General features: G+C 72.2%; 13 protein-coding genes. 10 read left to right on the top strand and 3 right to left on the bottom strand.

Annotated elements, in window-relative coordinates; genetic code table 11:
- The first annotated feature begins 164 nt into the window (after positions 1-164).
- The 5 genes from QUY26_RS10025 to QUY26_RS10005 all read left to right on the top strand — a co-directional run bounded on the left by QUY26_RS10025 (position 165) and on the right by QUY26_RS10005 (position 6849).
- Positions 165-1586, top strand: a complete 1422-nt coding sequence (locus tag QUY26_RS10025; RefSeq protein WP_289945169.1) for a glycoside hydrolase family 28 protein — start codon at positions 165-167, stop codon at positions 1584-1586.
- Positions 1583-3382, top strand: a complete 1800-nt coding sequence (locus QUY26_RS10020) for an alpha-L-fucosidase (protein ID WP_289945167.1) — start codon at positions 1583-1585, stop codon at positions 3380-3382. The genes QUY26_RS10025 and QUY26_RS10020 overlap by 4 nt, the downstream gene beginning before the upstream one ends.
- A gap of 105 nt (positions 3383-3487) precedes the next feature.
- Positions 3488-4336: a GNAT family N-acetyltransferase gene (locus QUY26_RS10015; RefSeq protein ID WP_289945165.1), complete on the top strand. Its 849-nt coding sequence runs from the start codon at positions 3488-3490 to the stop codon at positions 4334-4336.
- A gap of 202 nt (positions 4337-4538) precedes the next feature.
- Complete coding sequence (locus tag QUY26_RS10010; protein WP_289945164.1) at positions 4539-5084, top strand: GNAT family N-acetyltransferase; 546 nt, start codon at positions 4539-4541, stop codon at positions 5082-5084.
- Between the two features lie 70 nt (positions 5085-5154).
- Positions 5155-6849: a proline--tRNA ligase gene (locus tag QUY26_RS10005; protein ID WP_289945162.1), complete on the top strand. Its 1695-nt coding sequence runs from the start codon at positions 5155-5157 to the stop codon at positions 6847-6849.
- A 279-nt stretch (positions 6850-7128) separates the two neighbouring features.
- Here the strand turns inward: QUY26_RS10005 and QUY26_RS10000 are convergent, their stop codons facing one another.
- The 3 genes from QUY26_RS10000 to QUY26_RS09990 all read right to left on the bottom strand — a co-directional run bounded on the left by QUY26_RS10000 (position 7129) and on the right by QUY26_RS09990 (position 9395).
- On the bottom strand, positions 7129-8031 hold the full coding sequence (locus QUY26_RS10000) for an aminoglycoside phosphotransferase family protein (protein ID WP_289945161.1): 903 nt from the start codon (positions 8029-8031) through the stop codon (positions 7129-7131).
- A gap of 228 nt (positions 8032-8259) precedes the next feature.
- Complete coding sequence (locus tag QUY26_RS09995) at positions 8260-8709, bottom strand: ferritin-like domain-containing protein (RefSeq protein ID WP_289955631.1); 450 nt, start codon at positions 8707-8709, stop codon at positions 8260-8262.
- A 125-nt stretch (positions 8710-8834) separates the two neighbouring features.
- A complete protein-coding gene (locus tag QUY26_RS09990) occupies positions 8835-9395 on the bottom strand; it encodes a hypothetical protein (RefSeq protein ID WP_289945158.1) in 561 nt (186 codons plus the stop codon).
- Between the two features lie 297 nt (positions 9396-9692).
- Here QUY26_RS09990 and rimP point away from each other — a divergent pair, with 297 nt between their 5' ends.
- The 5 genes from rimP (at position 9693) to QUY26_RS09965 (ending at position 15513) form a co-directional block, all read left to right on the top strand.
- Positions 9693-10241 carry a ribosome maturation factor RimP gene (gene rimP, locus QUY26_RS09985; RefSeq protein ID WP_289945156.1) on the top strand — a complete coding sequence of 183 codons (549 nt, stop codon included), beginning with the start codon at positions 9693-9695 and terminating at the stop codon, positions 10239-10241.
- Between the two features lie 2 nt (positions 10242-10243).
- Entirely contained in the window at positions 10244-11248 is a 1005-nt protein-coding gene (gene nusA, locus QUY26_RS09980) for a transcription termination factor NusA (protein ID WP_289945154.1), read from the top strand.
- Positions 11249-11346: 98 nt separating this feature from the next.
- Positions 11347-11646: a YlxR family protein gene (locus QUY26_RS09975; protein WP_289945151.1), complete on the top strand. Its 300-nt coding sequence runs from the start codon at positions 11347-11349 to the stop codon at positions 11644-11646.
- Between the two features lie 145 nt (positions 11647-11791).
- Positions 11792-14896: a translation initiation factor IF-2 gene (gene infB, locus QUY26_RS09970; RefSeq protein ID WP_289945149.1), complete on the top strand. Its 3105-nt coding sequence runs from the start codon at positions 11792-11794 to the stop codon at positions 14894-14896.
- Positions 14897-15216: 320 nt separating this feature from the next.
- Positions 15217-15513: a DUF503 domain-containing protein gene (locus tag QUY26_RS09965; protein WP_289945147.1), complete on the top strand. Its 297-nt coding sequence runs from the start codon at positions 15217-15219 to the stop codon at positions 15511-15513.
- Positions 15514-15538 lie beyond the last annotated feature (25 nt).

Raw genomic sequence — 15538 nt, 5'->3', positions numbered from 1 at the left:
GCAGTGATTCATCCGATGACAACGGGTCGCGGGGCGCGTGCCCCTGACCCAGCAAGGCCGCCCCGCCCAGCAACCGCCCCACTCAGCCGCTCCGCCCCCCCCGACCCGCTCCGCCCCGCAAAGTCGTCGCACTCGACCTCCCCGTCCCTGGAGCGTGATGCCCCGTGCGTGCACGTCCCACCGGTCCCACCCGTCGTACGGCTCTGACCGCAGGCGCCCTCGCGGCGGCGACCCCCCTGCTGCCCGCGCACGCTGCGCACGCCGTGCGTGACACCACCGCCGACCCCTGGTCCCGCGTCCCCGCGATCCTCGCCCGGATCAAGCCGCCTCGCTTCCCCCGACGGCGCTTCGACATACGGGATTTCGGGGCGGTGGGGGACGGCCTCACGAAGAACACCGCCGCGTTCCGGCGCGCCGTCACCGCCTGCCACGAGGCCGGCGGCGGCCACGTCGTCGTACCCGAGGGCGGCCGCTTCCTGACCGGCGCGATCCGACTCCGCAGCCGGGTGAACCTGCGCGTCGACGGCACCGTCCTGTTCTCCACGGACCCGGCCGACTACCTCCCGATGGTGTACACGCGCTGGGAGGGCACCGAGTGCTGGAACTACTCGTCGTTCGTCTACGCCCACGGCCAGCACGACATCGCCGTCACCGGCCACGGCACCCTCGACGGGCAGGGCATGGACGGGCCCTGGAAGAGCTGGCGCGACCCCGGGGGCGGGCAGCCCGCCGACCAGGCCGAGCTGCGGCGCATGGGGGAGGAGGGGGTCCCCGTCGAGCAGCGGATCTTCGGGCCGGGACACCAACTGCGGCCGAACATGGTCCAGTTCTACCGCTGCCGCAATGTCCTCATCCAGGACGTCACCGTCCTCGAACCCGCCATGTGGACCCTGCACCCGGTCCTGTGCACCAACGTCCTCATCAAGGACGTCGACGTCATCGGCCGCATCAACAACAGCGACGGTGTCGACCCCGAGTGCTGTACGGACGTACTCATCACCGGTTGCCGGTTCCACACGGAGGACGACTCGATCGCCGTGAAGTCGGGGCGGGACGAGGACGGACACCGCGTCGGAGTGCCCAGCCGGAACATCGTCGTGCGCGACTGCGTGTTCTCGGGGCGCTGGGGCGGCATCGCCGTCGGCAGCGAGATGTCCGGCGGCGCCTACGACATCTTCGCGGAGAACTGCCGGATCAACCCCGTCGACTTCCCCGGCCGCTTCAACCCCCGCCACCCCGTCTTCCTCAAGACCAACACCAAGCGCGGTGGCGCCATCGACGGCGTGTACGTACGGAACTTCACGGGGCGTCGGATCGACCGGGACTGCGTCTACCTCACCGCCCGCTACGCCGGACAGAGCGGCCCCCACCGGGCCGTCATCCGCAACGTACGCGTCGAGAACGTGCGGCACGACGGCGCCCGGCACGCCCTCAACCTCGAAGGGCTCGACGCCCACCCCTTCGGACCCGTGCACATCGCCCACTGCGACTTCACGGACATCGAACTGCCCAACGTCATCGAAGGCGCCCCCCAGCTCACGCTCCGCAAGGTCTTCGTCAACGGAACCGAGGTCCACCACCCATGACACCCGCCACGAAGCACCGCACCGGATCCCTGCCCCTGTGGGCCGCCGTCCTCGCCCTCCTCGGCGGACTCCTCCTCGCCGGGTCGGGCACCTCGGCCGCACGGTCGCAGCCGGCCGTGCCCGACCCGCCGCGCCAGTCCACGCTCAGGAACGCCACCGCCGGGCTCTTCCTGCACTGGGGCATGTTCACCAGCCCCAAGCACTACGACTGCCGGGCCTGGGAGAAGGCCGTCACCGACGGCGGCTGGACGCCCGACTACTGGGTCGACGAGGCCAAGAAGCTCGACGCGAGCTACATCGTCCTCGCCACCTTCCACTCCCGCCTCGGCTACGCCCGCCCCTGGCCCTCGAAGATCCCCGGCACCTGCGCCACCCGGCGCGACTTCCTCGGCGAGCTGATCAAGGCGGGCGAGGCCAAGGGCGTCAAGACGATCCTCTACATGACCGACGACCCCAAGTGGCACGACGAGCAGGGCATCGAGACCCTCGACTCGGCCGCGTACTCCGCCCACAAGGGCCGCGACGTCGACCTCACCACGAGGCCCGGCTTCGGCGAGTTCAGCTACGACAACTTCTTCGAGGTCATGGCCGACTACCCCGAGCTGTCCGGCTTCTGGATCGACAACGACAACGAGTACTGGGAGCAGCACGAGCTCTACGAGCAGATCCGCGCGAAGCGCCCCGACATGACGCTGAGCAACAACAACGAGGACACTCCGGCCATGGACATGGTGTCCCACGAGCAGAAGACCGGCATGACCCCGGCCTACGACCAGCCCTCGGCGATCTGGACGCCCATGCCGCGCCTGACCGAGTCCTGCTACAAGGTGCCGAGCACCGGCGCCTGGTGGTACGACGGCCAGGACCGCCCCGTCGACACCGGCCTCAACGTCGGCTGCTACGTGGCCAATTCGGGCACGTCCATCAAGTCCCTCATGGACCTCCAGGCCATGGTCGACGGCAGGTTCCCGCCCCAGCAGCAGAAGTTCACCGACTTCATGAAGGACTACCTGCCGCCCATCCGGGAGTCCCTCCGCGGCGTCGACGGCGGCGGCTACCGTTACGGCGGCATGCAGCCCGGCGCCTGGAACGACGGCGCGTACGGCTACGTCACCGTCAGCCGAGCCCGGCCCACCACGCAGTACGTCCACGTCACCACCCGCCCCAGCACCGGCGACCGGATCCGCCTGCGTGACAACGGCCACCGCGTCACACGCGTCACCGACCTGCGCACCGGCGCGAAGCTGCCCTTCGCCCAGAGCGACGGCAGCCTCACCATCCGGTCGATCAGGGACTGGGACGCCTACGACACCGTCTTCAAGGTCGAGACCGAACGCGGCCGCGAGGGCTACTACCCGACCGGCTCCGTCAAGGCTGACGACCCCGCCCTGACCGACGGCGACTTCAGTACGTACTCGGACAACAAGGGCACGCTGCCCGTCTCCGTCACCCTCGACCTCGGCAAGCGCAAGAAGGCCGCGTTCCTCGGCATCAACCAGCGCGAGTGGTCACCCACCCACAACCGCTCGACCTTCGGCAGGCCGGAGGACTCCGCCCGCATCAAGGACTACACCGTGTCCGTCAGCGACGACGGCAGACGGTGGCGACAGATCAAGGCGGGCGTCCTGGAGAGCGCCCGGGGCATCCGCTTCATCGACCTCGGCGACGGCGTCAGGACCCGCCTGCTCAAGCTCGACGTCAGCACCACCTGGGCCGCCGCCACCGCCCCCAACTTCCACCGCCAGCTCAAGATCGACGAGATCCGGGTCGGCCACGGCCACGTGCACAGCCGCTGACCGCGCAGGTCGCAGCCCGGCCGCCGCTCGGCGACCGGGCGGCGTCGCGGAACCTCGCCAGGTACAGTGCGGAGATCAGCAGACCGTATGGTGAGGCCCCCGCACGTGTTGACCCAGACCACCACCAGGGTCCTCGATCCGAGCGACCTGGACGCCGCGCTCGCCGTGCTCGACCGCGAGCCGGTCGCGAACGCCTTCGTCACGGCCCGGGTGCGCGTCGCGGGCCTCGACCCGTGGCGCCTCGGCGGCGAGATGTGGGGCTGGTACGAGGACGGCATGCTGGAGTCCCTGTGCTACGCGGGCGCCAACCTCGTCCCGATCTGCGCGACCCCGCGCGCCGTCCGCGGCTTCGCCGACCGCGCCCGCAGGGCCGGACGCCGCTGCTCCTCCATCGTCGGCCCCGCCGAGCCCACGGCCCTCCTGTGGCGCCTGCTCGAACCGTCCTGGGGCCCCGCCCGGGAGGTCCGCTCCCAGCAGCCCCTGATGATCACCGACCGGATGCCCGACGACATCGCACCCGATCCTTACGTCCGCCGCGTCCGCAAGGACGAGATGGAGACGATCATGCCGGCGTGCGTGGCGATGTTCACCGAGGAGGTCGGGATCTCCCCGCTGGCCGGCGACGGCGGCCTGCTCTACCAGGCCCGGGTCGCCGAACTCGTCGGCTCGGGACGCTCCTTCGCCCGCATCGACGCCGAAGGACGCGTGGTCTTCAAGGCCGAGATCGGCGCCGCGACGGACCGCGCCTGCCAGGTGCAGGGCGTCTGGGTCGCCCCCGAGTACCGGGGGCAGGGGCTCGCCGCCCCCGGCATGGCGGCCGTCCTGAAGTACGCCCTCGCGGACGTCGCGCCGGTCGTCAGCCTCTACGTCAACGACTTCAACACGGCGGCGCGTGCCACGTATCGCCGGGTCGGTTTTCGCGAGGTCGGTGCTTTCATGAGCGTCCTGTTCTGAGAGCCCCGTCAGGGGCGCGGGGAGTCGCGCGCTCGGCGCGCGACATGCCGCCGACGCGTCTGCCGAGGGACCACGCAGACGCGTCCGCGACCCTTCTCGGGCTGGTCGCGCGGCTCCCCGCGCCCCTGACGGGGGCCGTTTCCGGCCGAGGCGAGGCCATGGCGCCGCCCGTCGGCGACCTGCCGCGAAGTAGGGTTCGCGCATGACTGACGACGTCGTGATCGGGCCCGTCGACCTGGCCGCGCGCGTGGACGACGCGCTGCGCGTCCAAGCCGTCGCCTTCGGACTCAGCGACGACGAGATCACGGTGCGCCGCCAGATCGTCCTGCGGCACCTGACCTACCCCGGCGCGCGGGCGCTCGGCGCGACCACCCGCGACGGACGCCTCGTCGGCTTCGTCTACGGCATGCCCAACGACCGCGCGCACTGGTGGTCCACCGTCGTCGAGCCCTATCTGCGCGGCTGGGGCCTCGAGGGCTGGCTCGACGACTCCTTCGTGATCACCGAGCTGCACGTACGCCCCGGCTACCAGAACCGAGGCCTCGGCCGCGCCCTCATCACCAGCATCACCGACACCGCCGCCGAACCCCGCTCCATCCTCTCCGCCATCGACACCGAGAGCCCCGCCCGCGCCCTGTACCGCTCCCTCGGCTACACCGACCTGGCCACCAACGTCCTGTTCCCGAGCGCGCCCAAGCCCTACGTGGTCATGGGCGCCCCGCTGCCCCTGCGGCGCCCCGTCGCCTGAATCGGATTTCCACGTGCCCGCGTCCCCCGGCTAACCTGCGCCCATCACCCTTTCGTAGCAGGAGATCACCATGGCCCAGGTCCAGCGCATGTCCCGTTTGATGGTCAAGACACTGCGCGACGACCCGGCGGACGCGGAGACCCTCAACCACAAGCTGCTGGTCCGCGCCGGCTACGTCCGCCGGACCGCCGCGGGCATCTGGACCTGGCTGCCGCTCGGCAAGAAGGTCTACGAGAACGTCGCCCGCGTCGTCCGCGAGGAGATGGACGCCATCGGCGGCCAGGAGGTCCTGCTCCCCGCCCTGCTGCCCAAGGAGCCCTACGAGGCCAGCGGGCGCTACGAGGAGTACGGCGACCTGCTGTTCCGGCTCAAGGACCGCAAGGGCTCCGACTACCTCCTCGGCCCCACCCACGAGGAGATCTTCACCCAGGTCGTCAAGGACCAGTGCTCGTCCTACAAGGACCTGCCGGTGATCCTCTACCAGATCCAGACGAAGTACCGCGACGAGGCCCGTCCGCGCGCGGGCGTGCTGCGCGGCCGCGAGTTCCAGATGAAGGACTCGTACTCCTTCGACACCTCCGACGAGGGCCTCGCCGAGGCGTACGCCCTGCACCGCGCCGCCTACCAGCGCATCTTCGAGCGCCTCGGCCTGGACTACCGCATCGTGTCCGCCGTGTCCGGCGCCATGGGCGGCTCGGCGTCCGAGGAGTTCCTGGCGCCCGCGCCCGCCGGTGAGGACACGTTCGTGGACTGCCCCGAGTGCGACTACGCCGCCAACACGGAGGCCGTGACCTTCCCCCTGAAGCCGGTGTCCGTCGACGGCCACCCGGCCGTGGAGGAGCTGGACACCCCCGACACCCCCACCATCGAGACCCTCGCCGAGCACCTGGGCGTCCCGGCCTCCGCCACCCTCAAGAACCTCCTCGTCAAGGTCGACGGTGAGATCGTCGCCGTCGGCGTGCCCGGTGACCGCGAGGTCGACCTCGGCAAGCTCGGCGAGCACCTCGCGCCCGCCGAGGTCGAGCTGGTCACCGCCGAGGACTTCGTGGGCCGCGACGACCTCGTCCGTGGCTACGTCGGCCCCCAGGGCCTGGAGAAGGTCCGCTACATCGCCGACCCGCGCGTCGCGCCCGGCACCTCCTGGATCACCGGCGCCAACAAGGCCGACACCCACGCCCGCAACGTCGTCTGCGGCCGCGACTTCGAGGTCGACGACTACCTCGACGTCGTCGTGGTCGAGGCCGGGGACCCCTGCCCCGCCTGCGGCGCCGGTCTGAAGCTCGACCGGGCGATCGAGATCGGCCACATCTTCCAGCTCGGCCGCAAGTACGCCGACGCCTTCCAGCTCGACGTCCTCGGCCAGAACGGCAAGCCCGTCCGCGTCACCATGGGCTCCTACGGCATCGGCGTCTCCCGCGCCGTCGCGGCCCTCGTCGAGCAGACCGCCGACGAGCAGGGCCTGTGCTGGTCCAAGGAGATCGCCCCGGCCGACGTCCACATCGTCGCCGCCGGCAAGGCCGTCCAGACCGAGCTGGCCCTCGACGTCGCCGAGCAGCTGAACGCCGCGGGCGTGCGTGTCCTCGTCGACGACCGCGCCGGCGTCTCGCCCGGCGTCAAGTTCACCGACGCCGAGCTCATCGGCGTCCCCACGATCCTGGTCGCGGGGCGCAGGTCCGCCGACGGCGTGGTGGAGCTCAAGGACCGCCGGACCGGGGAGCGGGAGGAGCTGTCGGTCGCCGACGCGATCGCTCGCCTCACGGCGTAACGGAGACGGGAGCCCCCTGCCCGGGGGCTCCCCACGCCCCACCCGGGCAGGCCGGTCCGCCGCCGATCGCGCTGCGCGCTCGTCCTCGGACGCCGGGCGGGCATTTCCCCGCCCGCCCCTCCTGGGGCTCTCCGACGCAGACCCCGTATCGGCGCTTCGCGCCTCGTCCTCAATCGCCGGAGGGGCTGGATTTTCCAGCCCCTCCGGCGATTGAGGAGCGGGGTCCGGGGCGGAGCCCCGGTTTAGGGAAGGGGCGGGGTCGGGGAAAACCTCGCAGGGCTACACCCAGCCCGCGAACTCCAGCAGCAGCTCCGCGTCCTGCTCCCGCCCCACGCGCAGGGCCCGGACCCCGGACTCGACGGCCCGGAACAGCGTCCACCCCCGCAGCCGCTCGGGATCCACGTCCAGCGACTCGGCCAACCGCTTCACGCGCCGCCGCGTCACCGCCGCCCCCGACGGCGAGGCGATCAGGTCCTCCACCCGGTCCCGCACCAGCCGGGCCAGGTCGAACGCGGCCTCGCCGACGACCGGATCGGGCCCCACGGCCAGCCACGGCACCCGCTCGGCCGCGAGCACCTTGCTCTGCCGGAAGGTCCCGTGCAGCAGCAACTCGCCCCCTTCCGAGGGCACGGAGCCGAGCAGTTCCTCGCGCGCGGCGAGAGCGGCGCCCACGAGCACCCGGACGTCCGGATCGGGGCACGCGGCCATCGCCTCGGCCTGCCGCCCCGTCCGCTCGGCGACGGTCTCGAACCGGTGCCCGCCGGGCGGCGCCACCCACAGCCGCCGCAACGTCCCGGCCGCCTCCAGCATGGACTTGGCCTCGGGCAGCGACCGCACGGACACGTCCCGCTGCAACCGCTCGACGAGCAGCGCCCCGTCGGCGGCGTCCAGGAGCCGCGCGGCCCCCGTCCCGCCCCAGTGCGCGAGCGCCGCCCGCTCGCTGTCGGGCCGCGACCGGGGCGGCACCAGCTTGAGCACGGCGGGCGTGCCCTCACGGGTCCGGACGAGGACGACGAGGCTGCTGCGGCCACCGGGCACCTGCACCCGCTCCACGGTCAGCCCGTGCCGCGCGACGGCCTCCTCGGCGAGTTCGGGCAGCCGGTGCAGCCAGTCGTCGGTGGCGGCGTCGCGCGTCGCCTCGCCGAGCGCACGGACGAGGCGCGGCGGCGGTTCGAAAGCCATGCGCGAGGTGTTCCCTTCCCGGTCGCCCGAAGGCGTTCGTGTTCCGACTGCCGGAGGACAGCCGGAGGACGGACATACGTACGTGGTGACGAGTGCGAGCCCCGGCCGGGCCGACGCCGACGGCGGAGCGCGAGCCGAGCCCAGGCCCAAGGCCCGCTCACGCCCACAGCGCCCGCACGCCCGACCCCCGTTCACCCCGACAGCGCACTCGCCCCCGGCCCAGCGGCCTCACGCTCCCGGTGACGCGGACCCCGCACCGTCTCCCGACGCCCGGGACCGCTCCGCGAGCCCAGGGAAGGCTACGCTCCCGCCCCGCCAGCGCGCCGCCCGCACCGCCGCCTCCCGCAGGGACTCGGCCGCGGTGCCGCGGCGGGCGCCCTCGGCGGCCCGGACCAGATCGGAGTAGACGGCGGCGACCCGCTCCTCGAGCTCGGCCGCGAGGCGTGCGGCCGCCGCCGAGTCGGGCACCGGGAACGGCAGGGCGTACGCCGCCGCGGAAGGCTCGGGCTCGTCGCCCAGGCCACGTACCGCGCGCCGGAGCTCGTCCCGGCGGGCACGATGCGCGTCGTACGCCGTGCGCGCCTCGGCCCGCCGCTCGTCGCCGATGCGGCCGCCGACGACGCCGTAGCCGTAGACGGCCGCGTGCTCGGCCCGCAGCGCCGCCTGCAGGGCCTTCAGCTCCGGCTTCCCCTTCGCCTTTCCGTCCGGATTCCCGTCCGGGTTCCCGCCTGCACTTCCGTCCGCTCTTGCGTCCGCTCTTGTGACCGTGTCTCTTCTGACCGCGTCCGCGCGGCTCTCTCGGCTCACTTGTCGTCCTCCGTCAGCAGGTACGCGTGCGCGGCGCCCGCCGCCGCGACGGACGCGAGCAGCCGGGCCAGTTCGTCGGGCGCGTCCAGGAGCTGCTCGCCGCGCCGCCGGGACAGTTCCCGCTCCGCCGTGGCCAGGAACCGCAGGGCGTCCCGCTCACCGTCCGGGACGGCCACCGGGGCGGGCGCCGCGGACTTCGAGGCCTTGGGGGACTCGGCGGATCCGGGGGTCCTCGCGGGCTCGGCGGCACGGTCCGCGGCGAACGCCTGCTCGTGCCGCGCCACCTCCGCCCGCAGCGGCCGCAGCCGCCCCGCCAGCGGAGCGTGCGCGGCGAGCACGGCGTCGTACTGCCGCAGCAGTCCGGCGCTGTCCCGCGCGGCACGGGCACGCAGCCGGTCGTCGGCGGACGGGCGTCCGTCGCCGGAGGAGTCGCCGGAACCGGAGCACCCGGCGAGCAGCGTGGTGCCCGCCGCGGCGGCGGCCCCGGTCAGCAGGCTCCTCCGGCGCGGGCCGGGGCGGGTCCACGAAGGGGTGAGATACGACGGCACGGCAGACATCCTCGGAAAGGTTGGCCGCTAGGGCAGGGAGGGCGGGGGTGAAGTGGTGCGGACAGGAGCGCGGGAGTGCGTGCGGGAGTGCGGGGTGCGGGGAGGGCGGAGCCCTCGGGGGACGGCGGGACGCGGGCGTGGGCCCGGTGATCACCGTACCTGCGCCCTGTCCTCGTACGCGCGATCGGCTCGTACCGGGGCGGGCGCGGCCCCGGCGGTGGACGGCAACACCCTCCGCGACCGGATACCCTTTGACCTGACACGCGACGATCCCACAACAGCACACGCGGCCGAGGAGTCACCCGGATGAGCACCACCCAGAGCGAGAGGCTGCGAGAACTGCTGGAACCGCTCGTCAGCTCGAAGGAACTGGATCTCGAAGAGATCGAAGTGGCCTCGGTCGGACGCAAGCGGGTGCTGCGAGTCGTCGTCGACTCCGACGACGGCGTGGATCTGGACCGCATCGCCGAGCTCAGCCGCGAATTCTCCGCGAAGCTCGACGAGTCGGACGCGATGGGCGACGGCGAGTACACGCTGGAGGTCGGCTCCCCGGGCGCCGAGCGCCCCCTGAAGGAACAGCGCCACTACGTACGCGCCGTCGGACGCCTCGCGAAGTTCCAGCTCACCGAGGGCGGCGAGCTGACCGCGCGGATCCTGAAGGTCGACGACGAGGGCGTGGACCTCGAAGTGCCCGGAGTCAAGGGCCGCAAGCCCACCGCCCGCAGGCTCGCCTTCGCGGAGATCGCCAAGGCGCGCGTCGAGGTGGAGTTCAACCGCAAGTCCGCAGACGGCGCCGCCGGCGGCGGCACCGACAACGACGACGAGAAGAACGTGAAGGAAGAGGAGGAGGCGTAGCCGTGGACATCGACATGAGTGCCCTGCGAGGTCTGGTGCGGGAGAAGGAGATCTCCTTCGACCTGCTGGTCGAGGCGATCGAGTCGGCCCTCCTCATCGCCTACCACCGCACCGAGGGAAGCCGCCGCCACGCGCGCGTGAAGCTCGACCGCGACAGCGGGCACGTGACGGTCTGGGCGAAGGAGGACCCCGAAGATCTCGACGAGGGCCAGGAGCCCCGCGAGTTCGACGACACCCCGTCCGATTTCGGCCGCATCGCCGCCACCACCGCCAAGCAGGTCATCCTGCAGCGGCTGCGCGACGCGGAGGACGACGCGACCCTCGGCGAGTACGCGGGCCGCGAGGGCGACATCGTCACCGGTGTCGTCCAGCAGGGCCGCGACCCGAAGAACGTCCTTGTCGACATCGGCAAGCTGGAGGCCATCCTGCCCGTGCAGGAGCAGGTGCCGGGCGAGGAGTACCCGCACGGCATGCGGCTGCGCAGCTATGTGGTGCGGGTCGCCAAGGGCGTGCGCGGCCCGTCCGTGACGCTCTCGCGCACCCATCCGAACCTGGTCAAGAAGCTGTTCGCGCTCGAGGTCCCGGAGATCGCCGACGGGTCCGTGGAGATCGCCGCGATCGCGCGCGAGGCCGGCCACCGCACCAAGATCGCGGTCCGCTCGACCCGCTCGGGCCTGAACGCCAAGGGCGCCTGCATCGGCCCGATGGGCAGCCGGGTGCGCAACGTCATGGGCGAGCTCAACGGCGAGAAGATCGACATCGTGGACTGGTCGGACGACCCGGGCGAGATGGTGGCCCACGCGCTGTCCCCGGCCCGCGTCAGCAAGGTCGAGATCGTCGATCTCGCCGCCCGCTCCGCCCGGGTGACCGTGCCGGACTACCAGCTCTCGCTGGCGATCGGCAAGGAGGGCCAGAACGCCCGCCTCGCCGCCCGCCTCACCGGCTGGCGCATCGACATCCGGCCGGACACCGAGCCCGAGCACGGGGCGCGGGACTCCGAGGGCTGATCACCTCGGGCTCCCCGGTTTCCCGAACTGATCAAGACAACATCCGTTCGATTCTTGCCCCATAGGGGTGAGGTCGGTGCGGGGAGGTAGACTTAAGCGTGTCTGGCCGGACGCATGCCCGAGCATGCCCTGAGCGCACCTGTGTGGGGTGCCGGGAGCGAGCGGCCAAGAATGAGCTGCTGCGCATCGTGGCGATCGAGGGCTCTTGCGTCCCCGATCCAAGCGGTACGCTGCCCGGCCGGGGTGCGTACGTACACCCCGCCCTGGTCTGTTTCGAGCTGGCGCTCCGCCGCCGGGCGTTCCCGCGGGCCTTCCGGGTCCAGGGACCGCTCGACACCGCGGAACTGCGCCGGAATGTCGAGGCAGCCGAGACCGTTGCCCAGGAGGCAACACCGTAAGACGTGCCGCGCGGATCCCCGTGCGGCCCTGGTACCTCGCGAGTTGGAAGTAGGTCGAGATTGCGATGAGCACTCGATGAGTACGCGATGAGTACGCCCATGAAGTAGCGACGGTCCGGCGTAACCCGGACCTAAAAGGAGCGAAGTGGCTAAGGTCCGGGTATACGAACTCGCCAAGGAGTTCGGCGTGGAGAGCAAGGTCGTCATGGCCAAGCTCCAAGAACTCGGTGAATTCGTACGTTCGGCGTCCTCGACGATCGAGGCGCCCGTAGTACGCAAACTGACTGACGCATTGCAGCAGGGCGGCAACGGCAAGCCCGCTGCCAAGCCCGGGGCGCCCCGCAAGGCGGCCGCCCCCAAGCCGGCGAGCCCGTCGGCACCCTCTCCCGCGCAGGCCGCCAAGCCGGCCGCGCCCAAGCCGCCGGCGCCCAAGCCGGCCGCTGCCGACAAGCCCGCCGCGGCGCCCGCTCCGGGCCCCCGCCCGGGTCCGGTCGCGCCCAAGCCCGCGACGCCGAAGCCCGCCCCGGCGGCTCCGGCTCCGGCCGCGCCCGAGTTCACCGCACCCCCGGCCGCCCCCGCGGCGTCCTCGGGTGCCTCCGGCACCTCGGCCCCGGCGGGCCCGCGTCCCGGCGCCCGCCCCGGCGCCCCGAAGCCCGGCGCCCGTCCGGCGCCCGGCCAGGGGCAGGGCCAGGGTCAGGGTCAGCGCGGCGGCGACCGCGGTGACCGTCAGGGCGCCCCGCGCCCCGGCGGCCAGGGTGGCGCCCCGCGTCCGGGCGGCCGTCCGGCCGGTCCGCGCCCGGGCAACAACCCCTTCACCTCTGGTGGCTCCACCGGCATGGCGCGCCCGCAGGCGCCCCGTCCGGGCGGCGCCCCGCGCCCCGGTGGCCAGGGTGCCCCCGGCGGCCCGCGCCCGCAGGGCCAGGGCCAGGGCGGCGGCCAGGGTGGTCCCCGTCCGCAGGGTCAGGGCGGCGCTCGTCCGTCCCCGGCCGGAATGCCGCGCCCGCAGGCGCCGCGTCCGGGCGGCGGCCCCGGCGGCAACCGTCCCAACCCGGGCATGATGCCGCAGCGTCCCGCCGCGGGCCCGCGTCCCGGTGGTGGCCCCGGCGGTGGCCGTGGCCCCGGTGGCGGCGGTCGTCCCGGTGGCGGCGGCGGCCGTCCCGGCTTCGCCGGTCGTCCCGGTGGTCCGGGCGGTGGCGGCGGTGGCTTCGCCGGTCGTCCGGGTGGTCCCGGTGGCGGCGGTGCCGGTCGTCCCGGTGGTGGCGGCGGCTTCGGCGGTCGTCCCGGCTTCGGTGGCCGTCCCGGTGGTCCGGGTGGCCGCGGTGGCACGCAGGGCGCCTTCGGCCGTCCCGGCGGTCCGGCGCGGCGCGGTCGCAAGTCGAAGCGGCAGAGGCGCCAGGAGTACGAGGCCATGCAGGCCCCGTCGGTCGGCGGCGTGATGCTGCCGCGCGGCAACGGCGAGACCGTTCGCCTGTCGCGTGGTGCCTCCCTCACCGACTTCGCCGAGAAGATCAACGCCAACCCGGCGTCGCTCGTCGCGGTGATGATGAACCTCGGCGAGATGGTCACGGCCACGCAGTCCGTCTCCGACGAGACGCTGCAGCTCCTCGGCGACGAGATGAACTACACCGTTCAGATCGTCAGCCCCGAGGAGGAGGACCGCGAGCTGCTCGAGTCGTTCTCCATCGAGTTCGGCGAGGACGAGGGCGGCGAAGAGGCGCTCATGTCCCGCCCGCCGGTCGTGACCGTCATGGGCCACGTCGACCACGGCAAGACCCGACTGCTCGACGCCATCCGCAAGACGAACGTCATCGCGGGCGAGGCGGGCGGCATCACGCAGCACATCGGTGCGTACCAGGTCGCCACCGAGGTCAACGGCGAAGACCGCGCGATCACCTTCATCGACACCCCGGGTCACGAGGCGTTCACCGCCATGCGTGCCCGTGGTGCCAAGTCCACCGACATCGCGATCCTCGTGGTCGCGGCCAACGACGGTGTGATGCCCCAGACGATCGAGGCGCTGAATCACGCCAAGGCGGCCGACGTGCCGATCGTGGTCGCGGTCAACAAGATCGACGTCGAGGGCGCGGACCCGACCAAGGTGCGCGGTCAGCTGACCGAGTTCGGTCTGGTGGCCGAGGAGTACGGCGGCGACACGATGTTCGTCGACATCTCCGCCAAGCAGGGTCTCAACATCGACTCCCTGCTGGAGGCCGTCGTCCTCACCGCCGACGCCTCGCTCGACCTGCGGGCCAACCCGGAGCAGGACGCGCAGGGCATCGCGATCGAGGCGCACCTGGACAAGGGCCGCGGCGCCGTCGCGACCGTCCTGGTCCAGCGCGGCACGCTGCGCGTCGGTGACACGATGGTCGCCGGCGACGCGTACGGCCGAGTCCGCGCGATGCTCGACGACAAGGGCGAGACCGTGGAAGAGGCGGGTCCCTCGACCCCGGTCCTCGTCCTGGGTCTCACCAACGTCCCGGGCGCGGGCGACAACTTCCTGGTCGTCGACGAGGACCGTACGGCCCGTCAGATCGCCGAGAAGCGCGCCGCCCGCGAGCGCAACGCCGCGTTCGCCAAGCGCGTCCGCCGTGTCTCGCTCGAGGACCTGGACAAGGTGCTCAAGGCCGGCGAGATCCAGCAGCTCAACCTCATCATCAAGGGTGACGCTTCTGGTTCCGTCGAGGCCCTGGAGTCCTCCCTGCTCCAGCTGGACGTCGGCGAGGAGGTCGACATCCGCGTGCTGCACCGCGGCGTGGGTGCGGTCACCGAGTCGGACATCGACCTGGCCATGGGCTCCGACGCCATCGTCATCGGCTTCAACGTCCGCGCGGCAGGACGTGCCGCGCAGATGGCGGAGCGCGAGGGCGTCGACGTCCGCTACTACTCGGTGATCTACCAGGCCATCGAGGAGATCGAGGCGGCCCTCAAGGGCATGCTCAAGCCGGAGTACGAAGAGGTCGAGCTCGGCACGGCGGAGATCCGCGAGGTCTTCCGCTCGTCCAAGCTGGGCAACATCGCGGGTGTGCTCATCCGCTCCGGCGAGGTCAAGCGCAACACCAAGGCCCGACTGCTCCGCGACGGCAAGGTCATCGCGGAGAACCTCAACATCGAGGGCCTGCGTCGCTTCAAGGACGACGTCACCGAGATCCGCGAAGGGTTCGAGGGCGGTATCAACCTCGGCAACTTCAACGACATCAAGGTGGACGACGTCATCGCGACGTACGAGATGCGCGAGAAGCCGCGGGCCTAGCGTTTGCGGACGGGGGCTGCCCGGGGTGTTCCCCTGGGCAGCCCCCGCTTCTCATGGGGGCTGCGCCCCCTTTCCCCCGCTTTCGGCGCTCCGCGCCTCGTCCTCAAACGCCGGACGGGCTGAAACCTTGCCGCACCGGCGAGATTTATAGCCCCTCCGGCGTTTGAGGGGTCTGGGGCGGAGCCCCAGGTACGGGACGGGTAGGGGCGGCGGGGGCGAAACTCCGTCGAGCTAGCCCCGGCCCGCGTTGTACGGTTCTGGTGACCCTGCCAACCGTGCGCAGGGCGCGATCCCGCACCGGCGGGTTATCCGGGACACATATGTATGTGGGGACTCTGTCCTTCGACCTGCTCCTCGGCGACGTACATTCGCTGAAGGAGAAGCGCTCCCTCGTCCGCCCGATCGTGGCGGAGCTCCAGCGGAAGTACGCGGTGAGCGTGGCGGAGGTCGGCCACCAGGAACTGCACCGCAGGAGCGAGATCGGCCTGGCGCTGGTCTCCGGGGACGCGGGGCACATCACGGACGTACTGGACCGGTGCGAGCGGCTCGTCGCCGCCCGGCCCGAAGTGGAGCTGCTGTCCGTACGGCGGCGCTTCCACGGTGACGACGACGCTTGAACGACCTGAACGACCAGCGACGAGC

This window comes from Streptomyces flavofungini, assembly GCF_030388665.1.
In the GTDB taxonomy this organism is placed as follows: Bacteria; Actinomycetota; Actinomycetes; order Streptomycetales; family Streptomycetaceae; genus Streptomyces; species Streptomyces flavofungini_A.
This window is presented reverse-complemented; position numbering and strand designations above follow the sequence as displayed.